The sequence below is a fragment of the Streptomyces sp. NPDC048671 genome, assembly GCF_055587045.1.
The window spans coordinates 179,958-200,868 of sequence record NZ_JBVJHB010000008.1 but is presented as its reverse complement, the minus strand read 5'-3'; the positions used below and the strand labels follow the sequence as shown (position 1 = coordinate 200,868).

Here is a 20,911-nt window from a genome sequence, read left to right as displayed (position 1 = left end):
CCGGCTGCTTCGGAGGGCTTCCGGAGTGGTTCCGGAGTGGTTCCGGTGCCCTCGGAAACGGTGGATCACACCTTTCCGGGGGCACCACAGTGCTGTCCGGCAGGTGTGCGAGACAATGGACGACATGGAGATGCCGAGGAATGAACGGTCGCAGGAGCACCCCCAAGTCCTCGTGGTGGGACAGGACGGAATGGCGATCGGCGGCGGTGGCACTGACGACGAGTCGCGCGAGGTCCCGGTGACGGAGATGGTCGAACAGCCCGCGAAGGTCATGCGCATCGGCAGCATGATCAAGCAACTCCTGGAGGAGGTCAGGGCGGCGCCTCTCGACGAGGCGAGCCGCGTACGCCTCAAGGAGATCCACACCAGCTCGGTCAAGGAGCTGGAGGACGGCCTCGCTCCGGAGCTGGTGGAGGAGCTGGAGCGGCTCTCGCTGCCGTTCACCGAGGAGTCGGTGCCCTCCGAGGCGGAACTCCGGATCGCGCAGGCCCAGTTGGTGGGCTGGCTGGAGGGCCTCTTCCACGGTATCCAGACGGCGCTGTTCGCCCAGCAGATGGCGGCCCGCGCACAACTGGAGCAGATGCGCCGCGCGCTGCCTCCGGGCAGTGGTCACGAGGAGGAGGAAGGCGCCGGCGACCCGCACGGGGCGATCCGCTCAGGCCCGTACCTGTAACACCGGTCCCGTTCTCGTACCCCTACTGATCAGCCAGAACGCCCGAAGGGCCCGGCACACGATCTTCGTGTGCCGGGCTCTTCGGGTGTCGGGCCTTCGCGTGTCGGCCTTCGGGCGCCGGGCCTTCGGGTGCCGGGCTCTTCGGTTCGGGTCAGGGTGGCTCAGGCCGCTGCGGGCGAGCGGAGGAGCACCTTGCCGATGTGCGCGCTGGACTCCATCACCCGGTGCGCTTCGGCCGCGTCCCGCATCGGCAGCGTACGGTCCACCACCGGCCGCACGACGCCGTCGGCGATGAGCGGCCAGACGTGCTCGCGTACGGCCGCGACGATCGCGGCCTTCTCGGCGAGCGGGCGCCCGCGCAGCGAGGTCGCCGTGACGGCGGCCCGCTTGCTCAGCAGGGCGCCCAGGTTGAGTTCGCCCTTCGCTCCGCCCTGGAGGCCGATGATCGCGAGCCGGCCGTTGACGGCGAGCGCCTGCACGTTCCGGTCCAGGTACTTCGCGCCGATGATGTCGAGGATGACGTCGGCGCCCGCCCCGTCCGTCGCCCTGCCGAGCTCCTCGACGAAGTCCTGCTCCCGGTAGTCGATCAGGATGTCGGCACCGAGCTCCGCGCAGCGCGCCAGCTTCTCGGGTCCGCCCGCGGTCACCGCGACCCGGGCGCCGACCGCCTTGGCGAGCTGGATCGCCATCGTGCCGATGCCGCTGGACCCGCCGTGCACCAACAGCGTCTCGGCGGGGCGCAGATGGGCCACCATGAACACGTTGGACCAGACGGTCGCGGTCACTTCGGGCAGCGCCGCAGCGAGGACCAGGTCCAGCCCGGCCGGTACGGGGAGCAGTTGACCGGCGGGTACGGCGACCTTCTCCGCGTATCCGCCGCCGGCCAGCAGCGCGCACACCTCGTCGCCGACCGACCAGCCGGTGACACCGGCGCCGACGGCGGAGATCCGGCCCGCGCACTCCAGACCCGGGTAGGGGGAGGCGCCGGGCGGCGGGTTGTAGAAGCCCTGCCGCTGGAGCACATCCGCGCGGTTGACCGCGCTGGAGACGACGTCGACGAGGACCTCGCCCTCACCGGGTACGGGATCTGGCACCTCGGCCCACACGAGCACCTCGGGGCCACCGGGTTCGGGGATCGTGATCGCATACATGGCCGCGAGGCTACTCCGTGCCGTGCCGCGCGGTGCGGTGCCGACGGCTGCGGCAAGGCGCGGCACGGCAGGGCACAGCACGGGCGGACGGGACCGCTCGGGTCAGGGGCGCGGGGCTGTCGGCGGGGTGTAGCTCGTGGGCGGTTCATTGGTGACCCGCACGATGGTGATCAGCCGGTCCGTCAGCTGGAGGGGGCTGGCCAACGGATCGTCGTAACCGAGCAGCCGGTGACCGCGCAGAACGCTGACCACGAGATCGTCGGTCTCCCGGACGTTCTTGCCCACCTCGGCCTTTATCACCGGCCGTTCGACCAGATCGAGCCCGCTCCCCTGCTGGATCAGGTCCTCCATCACCGTGCCCGCACTGGGGCTGAGCACGGAGAGGCCGAGCAGCCGGCCCGCCGCGCTGGCACTGGTGATCACGGCGTCGGCACCGGACTGCCGCAGCAGCGGGGCGTTCTCCTCCTCGCGCACCGCGGCGACGATCTTCGCGCCGCGGTTGAGCTGGCGCGCGGTCAGCGCGACCAGTACCGCCGTGTCGTCCCGCTGGGTGGCGATGATGATCTGACGCGCCTTCTGCAGCTCGGCCCGCAGCAGCACATCGCTGCGCGTCGCATCACCGAGCACTCCGGTGTACCCCTCGGCGTTGGCGATCTCTATCACCTTGGACGCCGGGTCGACGATGACGATCTGTTCCTTCTTCAGGCCGGTGGCGCAGAGGGTCTGAATGGCCGAGCGGCCCTTCGTGCCGAAGCCGACGACAACGGTGTGGTCACGCAAGTTGGTTCTCCAACGCTTCAGCCGGAAGTCCTCTCGGGTCCGCTCCGTGAGGACCTCAAGGGTGGTGCCGACCAGGATGATGAGGAAGAGCACGCGCAACGGTGTCACGAGCACCACATTGGTGAGCCGGGCGCCGTCGCTGTACGGGGTGATGTCGCCGTACCCGGTGGTCGAGAGGGTGACCGTCGCGTAGTAGACGGCGTCCAGGAGGTCGACCTTGCCGTCGGCCGCGTCGTGGTAGCCGCCGCGGTCGACCCAGACGATGAACACCGTGGCAGCCAGCACCATCAGCGCCATCATCAGCCGCTTGGCGACCTGACGGGCCGGTCCGGCGACGACCCGGCGCGGAAGCATCACCCGGGTGGGTACGACCTGCTCATCGGCACGCCTGGCCATCGCGTCATGGCCGGGAAGTTTCACGTGAAACACCCTTCAGTCCACGGCGTCGCCGGGGCCCACGGTAGATCGAGGATCTCCACCTCGGTGCCGGACCGTACCCCGCCCGGCTCCACAACGGCCAGCCCGTCCGCGGCGGCGATCCCGCGCAGCATGGCGGGACCGTTGTAATGCAGGGGTACGACGTGGTCGGCCCCGTCGCCGGTTCCGGCGCGGCCGTGGGTGAACTCGCGGGGGACTCCAGCGCGATGGACCACGGGGACCAGCCGGGTGTCGTGCGGGTGGCCGTGCACATCGTCACGGACCGCGACGCGGTAGAGGTCCTGCGAAATCCGGCCCGCCAGCCCGCTGAGCAGCGGCTCGGCAAGCGTGAGCAGCCCGGAGACGGCGGCCAGCGGGTTACCCGGCAGCCCCACGAGATACGGCCCTCCGGCACGGATCCGGGCCAGCAGCATGGGGTGACCGGGGCGGACGGCGACACCGTCCACGAGCAACTCGGCCCCCAGATCGGCGAGCACGGGGTGCACCTGGTCGACCGGGCCCGCGGCGGTGCCGCCGGTGGTGATGACCAGATCGGCCTCGGAGACGACGAGCGCCTGGCGGAGGGCTTCCGCGTCGTCACCGAGGCGGCGGGGCGCGGAGACCTCGGCACCCAGCGCGCGCAGCCAGGGGCCGATCATCGGGCCGAGTGCGTCACGGATCAGCCCGTCGTGGGGCAGCCCCGCCGTCAGCAGTTCGTCGCCGAGGACGAGGACATCGACGCGCGGCCGGGGGCGGGTGAGCAGTTCGTCGTACCCGGCGGCAGCGGCCAGCCCGAGAACGGCGGGCGTCACCAGCGTTCCAGCGGGGAGGAGCTGCTCTCCGGAGCGGCACTCCTGTCCGCGCGGCCTGATGTCCTGGCCGGGGCTCACCTGCCGCAGTGCGTACAGGAGCCCCTTGGCCTCGTCGGCCTGGGCGTGTTCGCTCCGGATGACGGCGGTGGCGTCTGCCGGGATACGGGCGCCGGTGGCAATGCGTACGGCGTCACCGTCGGGGAGCGGCGCGGGGGCGGCGTGGCCGGCGAGGATGCCCTCGTTCTGCCGGATGCGCCACGGCCCCGGCCCTGCGACGGCCCAGCCGTCCATGGCGGAGGTGTCGAAGGACGGGAGATCGGTGAGCGCGGCGAGCGGCTCGGCCAGCACGTGTCCGAGCGCGTGGTCGAGGGGGCGGCGTCCGGTGCGGGGAGGAACCCTGCGCCCGGCACGGGCCGCGACGGCACGGGCCGCGTCCCACGGCGTCGCGTGGGTACGCGGCCGGCCGCGCGCGGCGGGGCGGTGTTCGTCCTGGGGGGCGGAGGCGGGGTCGGGGGATGGGGACGGGGACGGGGACGGGGACGGGGATGGGGTGGCGGACGGTTCCGGTCCGGGTCCGGGTTCTGGTTCTGGTTCAGGTCCGGGTTCGGGACGCGCGTCGCTGTACGGCTGTCGGCCGACCAGCGCGAGGGCCTGCGCGACGGCCCGCTCCTCGTCGGCCTCGGCCTCGGCTGCGCGGCGCGCGGCGGCGTCAGCGGGCTCGGGGGACTGACCAGGCTCGGCAACGGTCTTCGCGGCAGCCGGGCCCTTCGCCGCCGGGTTCATCGCGGCAGCCGGGAGCCGCCCGGTACTGCCACTGCGGCCCGTCATGGCGTCTCGGTCTCGTCCGCCCACCGGAGAGCGAGCGCGGCGGCCTTGCGGGCGGCCTCGGCCACTGCCTCGGGTCCGCCCCCGTCGCTGCTCGCCTTCGCCGCCGCGTACCCGACCAGGAAGGTCGTCAGGGGCGCGGCGGGCCTGGCGACGCCGTGGGCGGCGTCACGGGCGAGGTCGAGCAGGACGGCGGTGTCGACGTCGAGTTCGATGGCCAGTTCGTTCTTGACTGCGGTGATCCATTCGTCCAGCACGGTCCCATGCTCTCTGATCCGGGCCCTGGCCGAAGCGATGTCCTCCCAGGTGTCGCAGTCGAACGAGGCGAGCGGGTCCGCGGCCACCCGGGAAAGCCGCAGCTCGTGCTTCAGCAACCGCAGGGGCAGCCCGGCGAGTCCACCGTGCTCCGCGGCGAGCAGTCCCAGTTCGCGGCGCAACGGCTCCGCCCGGTAGACGGCCACCAGCGGCTGGTCACGGCCGTCCTGATCGGTGCAGACGGCGCCCTCCAGGTCGCCCCGGCCGACGGCTGCCAGCAGGGACCCGACCGTGTCCGCGCCGAGGAACGGCAGATCGGCGGAGAGCACCAGCAGGCGTTCCGCCGACGTGTGCCGCACCCCGGCACCGAGTGCGGCCAGCGGACCGCCGCCCGGAGGCTCCTCGCGCGCCCAGGTCACCGGGCGCACCGTGGGCCGCCTGCCCCCCACCACCACCGTCGTCCCGGCGTCGGAACAGGCCGCGAGCACCCGGTCCAGCAGCGCACGGCCACCGATCCGGAGCCCTGGCTTGTCGGCGCCGCCGAGCCGCTTGGCGGCACCTCCGGCGAGAACGATGGCGTCATACGCGGTCATGCCCCGAGTATGCGGGCCGCCCGTCCCGGTGGATCCTCCCGGTCCGCGATCCCGTGGATCAACGCGGAACGGAACAGGGAGAACCGGGAGAAGCAGGAGAACCGGGAGCAGGAAGACCCGCGGCGGTGCCTACAGCGTCCGCAGGAGCACCGCCGGCTGTTCCACGCAGTCGGCCACATAGCGCAGGAAGCCTCCCGCCGTACCGCCGTCGCAGACCCGGTGGTCGAAGGTCAGCGAGAGCTGGACGACCCGCCGCACGGCCAGCTCGCCCTGGTGCACCCACGGCTTGGGGACGATGCGGCCGACGCCGAGCATCGCCGCCTCGGGGTGGTTGATGATCGGGGTGGAACCGTCGACCCCGAACACCCCGTAGTTGTTGAGCGTGAACGTGCCACCGGTCAGCTCCGCCGGCTTCAGCGTTCCCGTCCTGGCGGCCTCGGTGAGCCGGGTGATCTCGGCCCCGATCGACTCCGTGTTGCGCCCCTGCGCGTCCCGTACGACCGGGACGACGAGCCCCCGCTCGGTCTGGGCCGCGAACCCGAGGTGGACACCGGACAGCCGCACGATCTCGCGCGCTTCCTGGTCCACCGTGGAGTTGAGTTCGGGATACCGGGCCAGGGCGACCGTGCAGATACGGGCGAGCAGCGCGAGCACCGACACCTTGGGCCCGGCACCGGGACCACCGGCGCCGTTCATCGCCGCTCTGGCCGCCATCAGCTCAGTGGCATCGGCGTCCACCCAGCAGGTGGCGTCGGGGATCTCGCGCCGGCTGCGCGCCAGCTTGTCGGCGACCGCGCCCCGTACACCGCGCAACGGAATCCGTTCACCGGCGGGACCTGCCGATGCCTGGTCCGTCACGGCGGCCTGCTGCGGGGCCTCGGCGACGGACCGGATGGCGGACTCAACGTCGGCCCGCAGGATCAGCCCGTCGGGGCCGGAGCCCGAGAGCTGCCGCAGATCGAGGTCGTGCTGCCGCGCGAGCTTGCGCACCAGCGGGGAGACAACGGCGACCGGCCCCCGTACCCGGTCCGGAACGACAGAAGGAGCGGGAGCAGCAGGAGCGGCGGCCGGCGCCGAGAGTCCCTCCGGCCGGACCCGCCTCCGGCGCACCGGCGGTGCGCCGGTCCCGTACCCCACCAGCACGTTGCCGGACCCGGACGATTCCGCCCCGGCGGCCCCCGTACCGGACCCGGATTCCGCCGTACTCCCGGACGGCTCCACGGTCCCGACCGCGACCGTCAGCAACGGTGCCCCGACCGGGAGTTCCTTCCCCTCCTCACCGAACCGCGCGGTCACCACGCCCCCGTACGGGCACGGCACCTCCACCATCGCCTTGGCCGTCTCGACCTCGACGACCGGCTGATCGATGGCGACGACATCGCCGACCTCCACCAGCCAGCGCACGATCTCGGCCTCGGTCAGCCCCTCGCCGAGATCCGGAAGCTTGAATTCGAGTACCTGCGGCATCAGTGCTCCGCCTCCCACTGCAGTCGCGCGACGGCGTCGAGCACCCGGTCCACGCCCGGCAGGTGGTGTCGCTCCTGCATCGGCGGCGGGTACGGGATGTCGAAACCGGCGACGCGCAGCACCGGCGCCTCCAGATGGTGGAAGCAGCGCTCGGTGATCCGGGCCGCGATCTCGCCGCCCGGACCGCCGAAGCCGGTGGACTCGTGGACGACGACCGCACGGCCGGTGCGACGCACGGACGCGGCCACCGTCTCGTCGTCGAACGGCACCAGCGAGCGCAGATCGACGACTTCGAGGTCCCAGCCCTCCTCGACCGCGGCCTGCGCGGCCTCCATGCAGACGGGCAGCGACGGCCCGTACGTGATCAACGTCGCGCTGCGTCCGGGCCGTCGCACGACGGCCCGCCCGATCGGCTCCACGGCGGCGGGCGCCTGCGGCGACCAGTCCGCCTTCGACCAGTAGAGCCGCTTGGGCTCCAGGAAGACCACCGGATCGTCGGAGGCGATCGAGGCCCTCAGCAGCCCGTAGGCGTCATCGACCGTGGCGGGCGTGACTACATGGAGACCGGGGGTCGCCATGTAGTACGCCTCCGAGGAGTCGCTGTGGTGCTCGACGCCGCCGATTCCGCCGCCGTACGGCACCCGGACCGTGATCGGCAGCGGCATGGCGCCCCCGGTCCGGTTCCGCATCTTGGCGACATGGCTGATGAGCTGCTCGAACGCCGGATAGGCGAAGGCGTCGAACTGCATCTCGACGACGGGCCGCAGCCCGTACATCGCCATGCCGACGGCCGCCCCGAGGATGCCGGCCTCGGCCAGCGGGGTGTCCGTGCAACGGTCCTCGCCGAACTCCTTCGCCAGGCCGTCGGTGATCCGGAAGACACCGCCGAGCGTCCCGACGTCCTCCCCGAGGACGTGCACGGAGGGGTCCTGAGCCATCGAGTCGCGCAGCGCACGCCCGAGGGCCTGCGCCATGGTGGCGGGTTTGGCCCTCGCCGTCCGCTCTCCGGCCGTGGCCGCTGCGGTGGTCATCGCGCTGCTCCCCCGTCGTCCGTGCCGTGCTGCTCGTTCTCCGCGTCCAGCTCGACGCGCAGGCGGGCCGCCTGCTCACGCAGCTGGGTGGTCTGCTCCGCGTACACATGGGTGAAGAGATCCATCGGGTCGAGCACCGGATCCCCGTTCATCCGCTCGCGCAGTTCGGCCGCCATTCGCTCGGCGGCCGTCCGCGCCTCCTCGATGCCGTCGTCGCCGAGCAGCCCGCGCCCGGTCAGCTCCCGTTCCATGAGCTGGACCGGATCGTGTGCCCGCCACGCCTCGACCTCGCTGTCACCGCGGTAGCGGGTCGCGTCATCGGCGTTCGTATGCGCGTCCATGCGGTAGGTGATGGCCTCCACGAGCGTCGGGCCGCCGCCGCTCCTGGCCCGCTCGACCGCCTCGGAGAGCACCTGGTGCACGGCCGCCGCGTCGTTGCCGTCGACCAGCCGGCCCGGCATCCCGTATCCCACGGCCTTGTGCGCCAGGGAGGGTGCCGCGGTCTGCTTGGCCAGCGGTACGGAGATGGCGAAGCCGTTGTTCTGCACGAGGAAGACGACCGGGGCCTTCCAGACGGCCGCGAAGTTCAGCGCCTCGTGGAAATCGCCCTCACTGGTGCCGCCGTCACCGACCATGGCGAGCGCGACCACGTCGTCCCCCTTGAGCCGCGCCGCGTGCGCCAGGCCCACGGCGTGCGGCAGCTGGGTGGCGAGCGGGGTGCAGAGCGGGGCGATGCGGCGCTCGCGCGGGTCGTAGCCGGTGTGCCGGTCGCCTCGCAGCAGTGTCAGCGCCTCGACCGGGTCCAGCCCCCGCGCCACGGCCGCGAGAGTGTCGCGGTAGCTGGGGAAGAGCCAGTCCCGCTCCTCGAGCACCAGGGCGGCCGCGATCTCGCAGGCCTCCTGCCCCGTGCTCGACGGATAGACGGCGAGCCTGCCCTGCTTGGTGAGGGCGGTCGCCTGGGTGTTGTACCGGCGGCCGCGCACCAGCTCGGCGTAGAGCCGCAGCAGCAGCTCGGGATCTGCGTCGGCCGCGGCGTCCGTACCGAGCACGCGGTACGGCTCGGGGTCCGGGAGCAGCGGCGCCGGGTCGGTGAGCGGCTTCCACGCCGGGGGCGGCGTGGGCCGGTAGGCGGCCGCGCCGGGCAGCTCTTGGACCGTCATGACAAGCACCTCCTGGCATCGAGGGTTATCGAGGGGTGGTGAAATATGTCCAAATATCAAGTACTGCGCGAGCCACGAATGTGGCGCGCCTCACCTACCGATTGTTCGGTCGTGAGCGCATTTTGGCTACAGGCGCCGTCAGCCTGTGGACAAACGGTTCTCCACAGCCTGGGATGGAGACAGCTCGTCCAGGACAGGGAGGCGCGGGAACATGGCAGCTGAACAAATGGCCGACGGGGGCGAGGACCCCCGCCGGATTCCTCCGGCACGGCCGCTCGACTCCACCGACCGCGCCATCCTCCGGTTGCTCCAGACGGACGGCCGCGCCTCGATACGGTCGGTGGCCGATCGCGTCCACGTCTCGCGCGCCAACGCCTACGCCCGGATCAACCGGCTCATCGACGACGGGGTGATCCGGGGCTTCAGCGCACGGGTGAACCACGAACGGGCGGGGCAGGGGGCCTCCGCCTACATCACGCTCAAGATCGTCCAGAATTCCTGGCGCACCGTCCGCGAGCAGCTCCAGGCGCTGCCGGGAGCCACGCACATCGCGCTGGTCAGCGGCGATTTCGATGTCCTGCTGCTGGTGCACACGCAGGACAACCAGTCACTGCGCGATCTGGTGCTGACCAAAATCCAGTCCATCCCGGAGGTGCTCTCCACCCGCACCCTGCTGGTGTTCGAGGAGACGGACCTGGCCCCGGGCCCCGACCGCCCCACAGAGCTCACCTGAGGCGAAACAGGGGCTGCGGCGTCGGCTCAGCGGCTGGACTTCATGCCGTCGAAGGCCAGCTGCACGACGGTGTCCGCGAGCTGCTCCCGCTCCGCAGCGCCGTCGGGCAACGGCCGGTACCACTCCACCAGCGAGTTGACCATGCCGAAAAGCAGCCGGGTCGCGAGGCGTATGTCCACGTCGGAGCGGAGATCGCCGTCCGCGACCGCGGCCTTGAGCAGATCGCCCACCCGCTGGTCGAACTCGCGCCGCCGCTCCAGCGCCCAGCGCTCGGTCTTCGTGTTGCCCCGCACTCGCAGCAGCAGCGTGACGTACGGCAGTTCGGCTATCAGCACCTCGACGGTACGACGGGTGACGTACTCGACCCGCCCGATCGCGCGGCCTCGCGTCGCACCCGATTCGTCGAGGATTCCGAAGAGGCCGTCCAGCGCCCGGCTGACCGCTCGCCGCAGCAGCTCTTCCTTGCCGGCCACGTGGTGATAGATGGACGACTTGGAGATCCCCGCCGCCTTCGAGAGATGCTCCATGGACGTGCCGTCGTAGCCGCGCTCGTTGAAGACACGGACAGCGACGGTGAGCAGAGTCTCCGGGGTGTACGTGTCCCGCTTGGCCGTGGTCATGCCAGCGATCCTCCCCTACGAGTTGTCCACAGGTTTCGTGGGGCCCCTTGTCCCGACCGATCGTTCGGTTACTCTAACTCTGTCCGCCCGTCCCTGCCCAGCTCGATGAGGAGTTGGTCCGTCATGGCCGCCGAGCTCTCCCCGCACCTGCTGTCCGAGAAGCACCGCCCCACGCTCGACCGGGCACTCGACGCGATCCGCTCGCGTGCCTACTGGTCCCCGCACCCCGAGCACCCGAAGGCGTACGGCGAGGGCGGCGCCCCCGGCAGCCTGGGCCCCGCCGAGGGCAAGGCCGCCTTCGACGCCGTGCTGAACACCCGTATCGACCTCGGCCAGCCGGGCACCGACGGATGGGCGGGCGGGGAGATCTCCCCGTACGGACCGGAGCTCGGCGTCGAGTACCCGCACGCCGATCCGAATGTCCTGATCCCGGCGATGCGCGCGGGGGTGCCGGCCTGGCGCGCGGCGGGCCCCGAGACCAGGGCCCTGGTCTGCCTGGAGATCCTGGCCCGGATCAGCGCCCGCACCCATGAGTTCGGCCACGCGGTGATGCACACCAGCGGACAGGCCTTCATGATGGCCTTCCAGGCCGGTGGCCCGCACGCCCAGGACCGTGGCATGGAGGCGGTGGCATACGCGTACGAGGAGCAGATCCGCGCTCCGCGGACCGCGGACTGGTCCAAGCCGCAGGGCAAGCGCGACCCGATCGAGCTGCACAAGACGTTCACCGCGGCGGGCCGCGGCATCTCGCTGCTGATCGGCTGCAACACCTTCCCCACGTGGAACGGCTATCCGGGCCTCTTCGCCTCTCTCGCCACCGGCAATCCCGTCCTGGTCAAGCCGCATCCCCGTGCGGTGCTTCCGCTGGCCCTCACGGTTCAGCTGGCGCGCGAGGTGCTCACCGAGGCGGGCTTCGACCCCAACCTGGTCGCCCTGGCCGCCGAGCGGCCGGGCGAGGGCATCGCCAAGTCCCTGGCGGTCCGCCCGGAGATCAGGATCATCGACTACACCGGGTCCACCGCGTTCGGTGACTGGCTGGAGGCCAACGCCCTTCAGGCGCAGGTCTATACGGAGAAGGCCGGGGTCAACACGATCGTCCTCGACTCCACCGACGACTACCGCGGCATGCTCTCCAACCTGGCGTTCTCGCTCTCCCTCTACAGCGGCCAGATGTGCACCACCCCGCAGAACCTGCTGATTCCCCGGACCGGCATCACGACGGACATCGGCGAGAAGACGTACGACGACGTGGTCGTCGACATCGCCGCGGCGGTCACCGGACTCCTGGGTGACGACGCACGGGCCAACGCCCTGCTCGGCGCCCTGGTCAACCCGGAGGTTCGGGCCCGTCTGGAGGCAGCCGCGACGCTCGGCGAAGTCGCCCTGCCCTCAAGGGAGGTGGCCAACGCCGACTTCCCGGAGGCGGTGGTCCGTACGCCGCTGATCGTCAAGCTGGACGGCACCAAGCCGGACGACGACTCCCCCTGTCTGTCGGAGTGCTTCGGCCCGGTCTCGTTCGCGGTCGCGGTCGACTCGACGGCGGACGCCGTGGAGCTGCTGCGCCGCACGATCCGCGACAAGGGCGCGATGACGGTGGGCGCGTACACCACATCACCCGAGGTGGAGGACGCGCTGGTGGACGTCTGCCTGGACGAGTCGGCCCAGCTCTCGCTGAATCTGACCAGCGGGGTGTACGTGAACCAGACGGCGGCGTTCTCCGACTTCCACGGCTCGGGCGGCAACCCGGCGGCCAACGCGGCCCTGTGCGACGGGGCTTTCGTCTCCAACCGCTTCCGCACCCTGGAAGTCCGCCGCCAGCGCTGATCCCCACACCCGGCACACGACTGAGCCCGTCCGACACACAACTCAGCCTGTCCGACACACGACTCAGCCCGTCCGGCACACAACTCAGCCCGTCCGGCGTTTGAGGACCGGGGGCCCGGGGGCAGAGCCCCCGGTTACGGGAAGGGGCGGGTAGGGGACAGCCGCCGCAGGCACCCCACCCGCACCCAGCCCCCGCTCGCCCTCGCCCGGCCCCTCACCCAGAGGCCGGCCCCGACACCCCCGCACCCGCACCCGCACCCGCACCCGCCCCCGGAATATCCGCATACCGCTGCACCCACGCATGCATGGCAATCGCTGCCGCCGCCCCCGCGTTGATCGACCGTGTGGAGCCGAACTGCGCGATCGAGCACACCATCGACGCGTGCTTACGGGCCTCCTCGGTCAGTCCGGGCCCCTCCTGCCCGAACAGCAGCACACACCGTCGCGGCAGCTCGGTCCGCTCCAGCGGCACGGCGCCCGGCAGATTGTCGATGCCGATGATCGGCAGCCCCGCGGCCTCCGCCCAGGCGGTCAGATCCGTGGTGTCGGGGTGGTGGCGGACATGCTGGTAGCGGTCGGTGACCATCGCCCCGCGACGGTTCCAGCGCCGCCGCCCCACGATGTGGATCTCCTTGGCGAGGAAGGCGTTCGCCGTGCGCACCACCGAGCCGATATTGAAGTCGTGGCCCCAGTTCTCCACCGCCACGTGGAAGTCGTGCCGCCGCAGATCCAGATCGGCGACGATCGCCTCCCTGGTCCAGTACCGGTACGCGTCGCCCACATTGCGCCGGTCGCCGTGGGCGAGCAGCTCGGGGTCGTAACGTTCACCCACGGGCCAGGGCAGCGGGTGCGGCCCGACACCGATCTCCGTCCCGAACCCGTCGTCGTACTGAGCCGGCTCGTCCACCACGGGCGGCTCGTCCACCACGGGCGGCTCGTCAACCACGGGCGGCTCGGCCGTCGCGGACTCATCGGTCGACGGATTCCTGCTGGTACTGCCGGTGCTCCCGGTCTCGCTGCTCACCCGACGAGCGTATGGCCCCCGGAGTCGCTGTGCTGCGGTGCCTCCCGGTCCTCGGCGCCGTCCCGGGGCCCCGGCACCTGGCCGCGCGCCCGGAACAGCAGGTCCCGCCCGAGCGCCGCCCGGCCCCCCAGCCACACCAGGAAGACGGTCGGCAGGAAGACGGCGTCCGCGGCGATCATGGCCATCGAGAAGAAGGGCAGCCCCAGCAGCAGGGCGATACCGGCGTGCTCGCCGATCATCACGACGAGCAGGACGTTCTTGACCCGCCGGTTGAACAGGGTGAACGGGAACGCGACCTGCACGATGACCGTGGCGTAAGTCAGCACCATCACCATCACCCCGCTTGAGGCGAGGATGTCCGAGAGACCGGGCCACGGCGTGAAGTAGTCGAGCTTGAGCGGGTAGTACAGCGCTGTGCCGTCCTGCCACCTCGTACCCTGGATCTTGTACCAGCCCGCGGTGGAGTAGATCAGGCAGACCTCGGCCATGATCACGACGAGGGTGGCGTTGTGGGCGAGATTGGCGATGACGTCGAGCAGGGTGCGCGGCTCGCTGTGCGGCGCGTACCGGTTCACGGCCCACCAGGCACCGTGGCCGGTCCACAGAATCCAGAACAGCACCGGCAGCCAGACGGTTCCGCCCAGGCTGTCCGTCACCGTGGCCCCGAGCAGAACGGCGCCGAGCGCCACCCACAGCAGCGGACCGGCCACGTCCCCGCGTACCGGACGCCCGCCGCCGGCCTTCCCGTCCGGCTCCACTCCCCCATCCGCCCCATCCGCCGCGTCCGCCCGCGCTCTGCGCGCCGCGCGGCGGGCGTCCAGGGACCAGACCTGACCGCACCGGGTCAGCACCAGGTAGATCGCCATCAGATGGAGGACGTTGTCGCCGCCGTCACCCATGAAGATGCTGCGGTTCTGCAGCGAGAGCACTCCGGCCATGAACAGTACGGACATGGCGCGGGTGTGCCAGCCCACCAGCAGCAGCGCGGCGGCCAGCAGCGCCAGCGCGTACACGATCTCGAACCAGACGGTGTTGTCCGACCACATGAGTGTGGTGAAGGCCTGGTTGTTGGATATCAGCTTCTCCGCCATGTCCCAGCGCCACGGGGCGTCGGGGCCGTACATCTCGCGCCGGTGCGGCAGTTCCCGCAGCAGGAACAGCAGGTACGTGGCGGAGAAGCCGATCCGGATGACGGCGCTCTGGTACGGGCCGAGGGACGAGGCGGTGACGCGCTGGATACCGCGGGCGAGCCTGCTGTCGCGGCCGGGGCGGGGCGTGCTCACTGGTCCGTCTCCTTCGGGTCCGCCGAGCCCTCGGGGAGGTCGGCCGCGGTGACGGTCCACCAGGGCAGGACCCGGTAGGACGGCTTCGTACTGATCTTCTCGTCGCTCCACGGAGGCGCCGGGACGGACCGCACCTCGGAGCGGACCTGGATCCGTTCGACGGTGCCGCCGTAGTCGTGTTCGCCGAGGCGCAGCATGACGATGCGGCGGATGTACTGCTCGGAGAGGGTGCCGCGCAGCCCGTTGGCCCGGTTCTGGCTGTCATGGGACCCGAGGTAGAAGTCCCAGCCCCGGCGGAGTTCGTTCTGCTGGACGTGGCTGGGCAGCGGGTTGCCGCGTATCGCCTTGCCGTCCTCGCCCGAGAGATTCATCCAGGGGGTGGTACGACGACCGTCGGCACCGGCTATCTCGGCGCGTACGTGCACGGCGATGTTCTGCTGCAGCGGATTGGGGGCGAAGAGCTTCCAGTTCTGCTCGAACTCGGGATAGACCCATTCGTCGATCCCCTTGCCGTGCTGCTTGGTCAGCGTGTTGGAAGGGGCGACGTGCAGAAACACCATCGCCAGCTGAGTGCACGTGATCATCCCGATCACCGCCAGCGCCACAGCGGCGGCGACCTGGTACGGAAACGACAGCCCCGCCATTCCGGTACGAGGCTCCGGCTCAGCGAGCGGCTCAGCCTCGGAACGCGGATCAGGCCCCGTACGAGGCTCCGGCTCGGAACGCGGTCCGGGCTCGGGGCCAGGCTCGGCAGGAGGCTGCGGACCGGGTTCGGTACGCGGATCAGGAAACGTGGGAACCGTCCCTGAATCGGGACCGGCGACGCGCCCGTCCCCGCCGCCGACGCCCCTGTCGTCGTACGAATCCATCCCGCCCCGATCCCCGTCGATCCCGGTCAGTTATCCACAGGGTTGACACCCTACGGGCCGCAGACTCACCATTGAAGACATTGAACCGAACGATCGGTCGGTAGGGAGTCCGGGATGGCGGCAGTGACTGCGGGCCAGACAGCGCAGGCGACAGCGGGCAGTACCGATGGGGCGGACGGGGCCCTCGCGGCGGCCTTCGACGCCGCGGTGGCGGCCGACGAGCGCATCGAGCCGCGTGACTGGATGCCCGATGCCTACCGGGCATCGCTGGTCAGGCAAATGGCTCAGCACGCCCACTCCGAGATCATCGGCATGCAGCCCGAGGCCAACTGGATCACGCGAGCGCCCTCGCTGCGCCGCAAGGCCATCCTGATCGCCAAGGTGCAGGACGAGGCGGGACACGGTCTTTATCTGTACAGCGCGGCCGAGACCCTCGGCACCGGCCGCGAGGAACTGCTCGACAAGCTCCACGCGGGCCGTCAGCGGTATTCGTCGATCTTCAATTACCCCACCCTGACCTGGGCGGACGTGGGCGCGATCGGCTGGCTCGTGGACGGCGCCGCGATCACCAACCAGGTGCCTCTGTGCCGCTGCTCCTACGGCCCCTACGCCCGCGCGATGGTCCGTGTCTGCAAGGAGGAGTCCTTCCACCAGCGCCAGGGCTACGAACTGCTGCTGGCTCTCAGCGGCGGCACGGCCGCACAGCACGAGATGGCCCAGGACGCGGTGAACCGCTGGTGGTGGCCGTCCCTGATGATGTTCGGCCCGCCGGACGACGCCTCGTCGCACTCCGCCCAGTCGATGACCTGGAAGATCAAGCGGCACTCCAACGACGAGCTGCGGCAGCGCTTCGTCGACATCTGTGTCCCGCAGGCAGAGGTGCTGGGGCTCACCCTCCCCGACCCCGACCTCCGGTGGAACGAGGAGCGCGGTCAGCACGATTTCGGGGCGATCGACTGGACGGAGTTCCAGGAGGTCCTGAAGGGCAACGGCCCGTGCAACGAGGAGCGCCTCACCCAGCGCCGCCGAGCGCATGAGGAAGGCGCCTGGGTCCGCGACGCCGCCGCCGCGTACGCGCAGAAGCAGACAGTTGTACCGAACGTGGAGGCGACAGCATGAGCAGCTCGACCGACTGGCCGTTGTGGGAGGTGTTCGTCCGCTCGCGGCGTGGCCTCTCCCACACCCACGCCGGCAGCCTGCACGCCCCGGACGCCGAGATGGCCCTGCGCAACGCACGCGATCTGTACACGCGCCGGTCCGAGGGGATCTCGATCTGGGTGGTGCCGTCCACTCAGATCACGGCGTCCTCGCCGGACGAGAAGGACACGTTCTTCGAGCCGGCCGGCGACAAGCCCTACCGGCACCCGACGTTCTACAAGATCCCGGACGGGGTGAAGCACCTGTGACCGCGGCTCTCGCCCTGGGCGACGACGCGCTGGTGCTGTCGCACCGGCTGGGGGAGTGGGCGGGCCACGCCCCCGTGCTGGAGGAGGAAGTGGCCCTCGCCAACATCGCCCTGGACCTGCTGGGCCAGGCCCGCCTGCTGCTCTCCCTCGCCGGGGACGAGGACGAGCTCGCGTATCTGCGCGAGGAACGCGCCTTCCGCAACGTCCAGCTGGTCGAGCAGCCGAACGGCGACTTCGCCCACACCATCGCCCGCCAGCTCTACTTCTCCGTCCACCAGCACGGACTGTACGAGCAGCTGGCGGCCGGTGACGGCGAGTTCGCCGGGATCGCGGCCAAGGCGGTCAAGGAGGTCGCCTACCACCGGGACCACGCCGAGCAGTGGACGCTGCGCCTCGGCGACGGCACGGCGGAGAGCCACGACCGGATGCAGCGCGCGGTGGACGCGCTGTGGCGTTTCACCGGTGAGCTGTCCGAGCCCGTCGAAGGCGTGGAGGTGGACTGGAAGGCCCTGCGGAACAACTGGCTGGCATCCGTCACAGCCGTACTGGAACGGGCCACGCTGACCGTACCGACCGGGCCGCAGTCCGGAGCCTGGACGGCCGGAGCGGGCCGGCAGGGCATCCACACGGAGCCTTTCGGCCGGATGATCGCCGAGATGCAGCACCTGCACCGCAGCCACCCGGGGGCGTCATGGTGACCTGGACGGCGTTGGAGGAGGAGCTGCGCCACCTCGCGGGCTCCGTCCCCGACCCCGAGCTGCCCGTGCTGACACTGGAGGAGCTGGGTGTGCTCCGGGGGGTGGAGGTACTCGCACCGGGCCGTGTCACGGTCCGCCTCACCCCCACCTACACCGGCTGCCCCGCGATAGAGGCCATGTCCATGGACATCGAGCGGGTGCTGCTCAAGCACGGCATGACCGAGGTCTCCGTGGTCACCGTCCTCTCTCCCGCCTGGTCCACGGACGACATCAGCGCGGAAGGGCGGCGCAAGCTCACCGAGTTCGGCATAGCGCCCCCTCGCCCGCATGACGCGGCCTCCCCCGCCGGGCCCGTGCCGCTCACCCTGTCGGTGCGCTGCCCCCACTGCGGCTCCACCGACACCGAGCTGCTGAGCCGGTTCTCGTCCACTGCCTGCAAGGCGCTGCACAGGTGCGTGACATGCCGCGAACCGTTCGACCACTTCAAGGAGTTGTAGATGTTCCATCCGCTCCGGGTCAGCGCGATCGAACGGCTCACGGACGATTCGGTCGCTGTCGACTTCGCCGTGCCGCCGGAACTGCGCGAGACCTTCCGCCACAAGCCCGGCCAGCACCTCAACGTCCGCTACACCGTCGACGGCGAGGAGGTCCGCCGCTCGTACTCGATCTGCGCACCGGCCACCGAGCAGCCGGCCGACCCCGCACTACGGGTGGGCATCCGGCTCGTCGACGGCGGCGCGTTCTCCACGTACGCGCTCAAGGAACTCGCCGTCGGCGATCAGGTCGAGGCGATGCCTCCGATGGGCCGCTTCGTGCTCACGCCACGCGCCGGGCAGTTCGCGGCGATCGTCGGCGGCAGCGGGATCACACCGGTGCTGTCCATCGCGGCGACGCTGCTGGCGCGGGAGCCCGACGCCTCGTTCTGCCTGATCCGCAGCGACCGGACCGCTGCGTCGACGATGTTCCTGGACGAGGTCGCCGACCTCAAGGACCGCTATCCGGACCGGTTCCAGCTGGTCACCGCGCTCTCCCGGGAGGAGCAGCAGGCCGGCCTCCCCTCGGGCAGGCTGGACCGCGAGCGGCTCACCGGTCTGCTGCCCGCGCTGCTGCCGGTGGCCGAGGTGGACGGCTGGTATCTCTGCGGCCCGCTCGGCCTGGTCCGGGCCTCCGAGGGCGCGCTGCACGGTCTGGGCGTCGAGCGGACCCGCATCCACCAGGAGATCTTCCACGTAGACGACGGGCCCGGAACGTCCGCCCTGCCGCGGATCGAGGCCCCGGCCGGCAGCATGCTCACGGCGACCCTGGACGGCCGCTCGGGCAAGTGGCCGGTACAGGAGGGCGAATCGCTGCTGGAGACGGTGCTCCGCAGCCGCTCGGACGCGCCGTACGCCTGCAAGGGGGGCGTGTGCGGGACCTGCCGGGCCTTCCTGGTCTCCGGTGAGGTGCGGATGGACCGCAACTTCGCGCTCGAACCGGAAGAGACGGGGGCGGGCTATGTGCTGGCCTGCCAGTCCCATCCGGTGACCGGGGAGGTGGAGCTCGACTTCGACCGGTGACCGCACCGAACCGAACCACGCGGACCGGTGACCGCACCACACCTGTTCCCTTCTTGTAGAACCTGTTCTATCTTGACGCTCCGTCAGGTCCGGGTACGGGCGCAGCGGTTCGCGGGAGGCCAGGACAGTGGACTTCACCTTCACCGAGGAACAGCAGGCAGCCGCAGAGGCGGCACGAGCGGTCTTCTCGGGCGTTGTGCCCGACGCGGTTCCCAGCCCCGCACTCGTACCGGGTGCGGTGGCCGAGGACATCGACAGGCCGCTGTGGGCCGGACTCGCCGCAGGGGACCTGCTGAGCCTGACGCTCTCGCCCGAGCACGGCGGGGCCGGCCTCGACCTGATCGCGCTCTGCCTGGTGTTGCGCGAGTCCGCGAAGGTCCTCGCACGGGTCCCTCTGCTGGAGACGTGCGCGGTCGCGATGACGCTCCAGCGCTACGGGGACCAGGGACTGGCCGCCGAACTGCTGCCCGGCGTCGGCCGCGGTGAGCTGGTCCTCACCGTCGGAGCCAACGGGCGCACCGGCCACGATCCGGCCGAACTCGCCGTCACGGCCCGCCTCGACAGCGACCACGGCAAGGCCGGCGGGGACGGAGACGGAGAGGGCGGCGACGGCTCCGAAGCCGTCTGGGTACTCGACGGTGTGCAGTCGGCCGTGCCGTGGGCGCAGACCGCGAACTGGATCGCGGTGCCCGCCCACACCGGGGACGGCCGGGCCGTTCTGGCCCTGATCCGGCGCGACCACGACGGTGTCACCATCGCTGAGCAGGTCTCCACCAGCGGCGAACTCTTCGGCGAGGTACGGCTGGACGCGGTACGGATCACGCGCCGCGAGCTGATCGAAGCCGCCGGCGCCTGGGAATGGCTGCACGCGCTGCTCACCACCGGAACCTGCGCACTCGCGCTGGGTCTGGGTGAGGCCGTACTGGCGATGACGAGCCAGTACACCGGAAAGCGCGAGCAGTTCGGCTTTCCCGTGGCGACCTTCCAGTCCGTCGCCGTACAGACCGCCGACCGCTACATCGATCTGCGGGCCATGGAGGTGACCCTCTGGCAGGCTGCCTGGCGGATCGCCACCGGCGGGAGTGGCGCACTGCCTCCTGCGGGCGATGTCGCCGTGGCGAAGATCTGGGCATCCGACGGGGTCCGCCGGGTCGTGCAGACGGCACAGCACCTGCACGGCGGCTTCGGCGCGGACACCGACTACCCCCTGCACCGCTTCCATGCCTGGGCGAAGCAGATCGAACTCTCCCTCGGCCCGGCCGCGGCCCACGAAGAGGCACTGGGCGACCTGCTGGCCGCGCACTCCCTCGACTGAACACACCGGCACCGACGAGGGGTGGCAGCAGCGGGCACAGGGCCCAGGTCAGGCGACGAAGGCCGGGTTGCCGCTGTCCGTGACCATGGGGCGCCCGGCACCGTCCCAGGCGAGCATTCCGCCGTCGATGTTCACGGCGTCGATGCCCTGCTGCACCAGGTACTGGGTGACCTGGGCGGACCGGCCGCCGACCCGGCACATCACGTGCACGCGCCGGCCGTCCTCCGCCGCCTCGGTCAGCTCACCGAAGCGGCCCACGAAGTCACTCATCGGAATGTGCAGGGCGCCTTCGACGTGCCCGGCCGCCCACTCGTCGTCCTCCCGTACGTCCAGCACGAAGCCGTCCGCCGGCACCGTCGCGGCGTCGACCGTGGGAAGCGGGCCGAAATTCATGGGTCATGCCTTCTCTCGCTAAATGC

General features: G+C 71.0%; 21 protein-coding genes. 9 read left to right on the top strand and 12 right to left on the bottom strand.

The window, feature by feature from the left end; genetic code table 11:
* Positions 1-124 precede the first annotated feature (124 nt).
* Positions 125-673, top strand: a complete 549-nt coding sequence (locus tag ACZ6S6_RS17870) for a bacterial proteasome activator family protein (RefSeq protein WP_362953340.1) — start codon at positions 125-127, stop codon at positions 671-673.
* A gap of 161 nt (positions 674-834) precedes the next feature.
* Here the strand turns inward: ACZ6S6_RS17870 and ACZ6S6_RS17865 are convergent, their stop codons facing one another.
* The 7 genes from ACZ6S6_RS17865 to pdhA all read right to left on the bottom strand — a co-directional run bounded on the left by ACZ6S6_RS17865 (position 835) and on the right by pdhA (position 9,164).
* The gene (locus ACZ6S6_RS17865; RefSeq protein WP_469706169.1) at positions 835-1,824 is read right to left on the bottom strand and encodes an NAD(P)H-quinone oxidoreductase; all 990 of its coding nucleotides are present in this window, start codon (positions 1,822-1,824) and stop codon (positions 835-837) included.
* A 102-nt stretch (positions 1,825-1,926) separates the two neighbouring features.
* A complete protein-coding gene (locus ACZ6S6_RS17860; RefSeq protein WP_362953416.1) occupies positions 1,927-3,000 on the bottom strand; it encodes a potassium channel family protein in 1,074 nt (357 codons plus the stop codon).
* Between the two features lie 20 nt (positions 3,001-3,020).
* Complete coding sequence (locus tag ACZ6S6_RS17855) at positions 3,021-4,616, bottom strand: molybdopterin molybdotransferase MoeA (RefSeq protein ID WP_469706290.1); 1,596 nt, start codon at positions 4,614-4,616, stop codon at positions 3,021-3,023.
* A 41-nt stretch (positions 4,617-4,657) separates the two neighbouring features.
* Positions 4,658-5,506, bottom strand: coding sequence for an NTP transferase domain-containing protein (locus ACZ6S6_RS17850; RefSeq protein WP_469706168.1), 849 nt, complete (start codon positions 5,504-5,506; stop codon positions 4,658-4,660).
* A gap of 129 nt (positions 5,507-5,635) precedes the next feature.
* Positions 5,636-6,973 (bottom strand): dihydrolipoamide acetyltransferase family protein, encoded by a 1,338-nt coding sequence (locus ACZ6S6_RS17845; RefSeq protein WP_469706167.1) that lies wholly within the window; start codon positions 6,971-6,973, stop codon positions 5,636-5,638.
* Positions 6,973-8,004: an alpha-ketoacid dehydrogenase subunit beta gene (locus ACZ6S6_RS17840; protein ID WP_362953335.1), complete on the bottom strand. Its 1,032-nt coding sequence runs from the start codon at positions 8,002-8,004 to the stop codon at positions 6,973-6,975. The genes ACZ6S6_RS17845 and ACZ6S6_RS17840 overlap by 1 nt, the downstream gene beginning before the upstream one ends.
* Positions 8,001-9,164 (bottom strand): pyruvate dehydrogenase (acetyl-transferring) E1 component subunit alpha, encoded by a 1,164-nt coding sequence (gene pdhA / locus ACZ6S6_RS17835; RefSeq protein ID WP_362953334.1) that lies wholly within the window; start codon positions 9,162-9,164, stop codon positions 8,001-8,003. Before pdhA ends, ACZ6S6_RS17840 begins: the two co-directional genes overlap by 4 nt.
* Positions 9,165-9,390: 226 nt before the next feature.
* On the opposite strand from pdhA, the gene ACZ6S6_RS17830 reads away from it, so the two are divergent.
* A complete protein-coding gene (locus ACZ6S6_RS17830; protein ID WP_362953415.1) occupies positions 9,391-9,897 on the top strand; it encodes an Lrp/AsnC family transcriptional regulator in 507 nt (168 codons plus the stop codon).
* A gap of 26 nt (positions 9,898-9,923) precedes the next feature.
* Here the strand turns inward: ACZ6S6_RS17830 and ACZ6S6_RS17825 are convergent, their stop codons facing one another.
* Positions 9,924-10,517 carry a TetR/AcrR family transcriptional regulator gene (locus ACZ6S6_RS17825; protein WP_362953333.1) on the bottom strand — a complete coding sequence of 198 codons (594 nt, stop codon included), beginning with the start codon at positions 10,515-10,517 and terminating at the stop codon, positions 9,924-9,926.
* A gap of 123 nt (positions 10,518-10,640) precedes the next feature.
* On the opposite strand from ACZ6S6_RS17825, the gene paaN reads away from it, so the two are divergent.
* Positions 10,641-12,341: a phenylacetic acid degradation protein PaaN gene (gene paaN / locus ACZ6S6_RS17820; RefSeq protein WP_469706166.1), complete on the top strand. Its 1,701-nt coding sequence runs from the start codon at positions 10,641-10,643 to the stop codon at positions 12,339-12,341.
* Between the two features lie 214 nt (positions 12,342-12,555).
* Here the strand turns inward: paaN and ACZ6S6_RS17815 are convergent, their stop codons facing one another.
* The 3 genes from ACZ6S6_RS17815 to ACZ6S6_RS17805 form a co-directional block, all read right to left on the bottom strand.
* Positions 12,556-13,287: a TrmH family RNA methyltransferase gene (locus ACZ6S6_RS17815; RefSeq protein ID WP_469706289.1), complete on the bottom strand. Its 732-nt coding sequence runs from the start codon at positions 13,285-13,287 to the stop codon at positions 12,556-12,558.
* Positions 13,288-13,361: 74 nt separating this feature from the next.
* On the bottom strand, positions 13,362-14,648 hold the full coding sequence (locus ACZ6S6_RS17810) for an HTTM domain-containing protein (protein ID WP_362953330.1): 1,287 nt from the start codon (positions 14,646-14,648) through the stop codon (positions 13,362-13,364).
* Positions 14,645-15,517 (bottom strand): DUF5819 family protein, encoded by an 873-nt coding sequence (locus tag ACZ6S6_RS17805; protein WP_469706165.1) that lies wholly within the window; start codon positions 15,515-15,517, stop codon positions 14,645-14,647. The genes ACZ6S6_RS17810 and ACZ6S6_RS17805 overlap by 4 nt, the downstream gene beginning before the upstream one ends.
* A 114-nt stretch (positions 15,518-15,631) precedes the next feature.
* Here ACZ6S6_RS17805 and paaA point away from each other — a divergent pair, with 114 nt between their 5' ends.
* From paaA to ACZ6S6_RS17775, 6 genes are all read left to right on the top strand, one after another.
* Positions 15,632-16,636: a 1,2-phenylacetyl-CoA epoxidase subunit PaaA gene (gene paaA / locus ACZ6S6_RS17800; protein ID WP_362953328.1), complete on the top strand. Its 1,005-nt coding sequence runs from the start codon at positions 15,632-15,634 to the stop codon at positions 16,634-16,636.
* Entirely contained in the window at positions 16,633-16,923 is a 291-nt protein-coding gene (gene paaB, locus ACZ6S6_RS17795) for a 1,2-phenylacetyl-CoA epoxidase subunit PaaB (RefSeq protein WP_362953327.1), read from the top strand. The genes paaA and paaB overlap by 4 nt, the downstream gene beginning before the upstream one ends.
* On the top strand, positions 16,920-17,621 hold the full coding sequence (gene paaC, locus ACZ6S6_RS17790; protein WP_362953326.1) for a 1,2-phenylacetyl-CoA epoxidase subunit PaaC: 702 nt from the start codon (positions 16,920-16,922) through the stop codon (positions 17,619-17,621). The genes paaB and paaC overlap by 4 nt, the downstream gene beginning before the upstream one ends.
* Positions 17,615-18,118, top strand: a complete 504-nt coding sequence (gene paaD, locus ACZ6S6_RS17785) for a 1,2-phenylacetyl-CoA epoxidase subunit PaaD (RefSeq protein WP_469706164.1) — start codon at positions 17,615-17,617, stop codon at positions 18,116-18,118. The genes paaC and paaD overlap by 7 nt, the downstream gene beginning before the upstream one ends.
* The gene (locus ACZ6S6_RS17780) at positions 18,119-19,177 is read left to right on the top strand and encodes a 2Fe-2S iron-sulfur cluster-binding protein (protein ID WP_362953324.1); all 1,059 of its coding nucleotides are present in this window, start codon (positions 18,119-18,121) and stop codon (positions 19,175-19,177) included.
* Positions 19,178-19,304: 127 nt separating this feature from the next.
* Entirely contained in the window at positions 19,305-20,492 is a 1,188-nt protein-coding gene (locus ACZ6S6_RS17775) for an acyl-CoA dehydrogenase family protein (RefSeq protein ID WP_362953323.1), read from the top strand.
* A gap of 48 nt (positions 20,493-20,540) precedes the next feature.
* Here the strand turns inward: ACZ6S6_RS17775 and ACZ6S6_RS17770 are convergent, their stop codons facing one another.
* Positions 20,541-20,885 carry a rhodanese-like domain-containing protein gene (locus tag ACZ6S6_RS17770; RefSeq protein ID WP_362953322.1) on the bottom strand — a complete coding sequence of 115 codons (345 nt, stop codon included), beginning with the start codon at positions 20,883-20,885 and terminating at the stop codon, positions 20,541-20,543.
* Positions 20,886-20,911 lie beyond the last annotated feature (26 nt).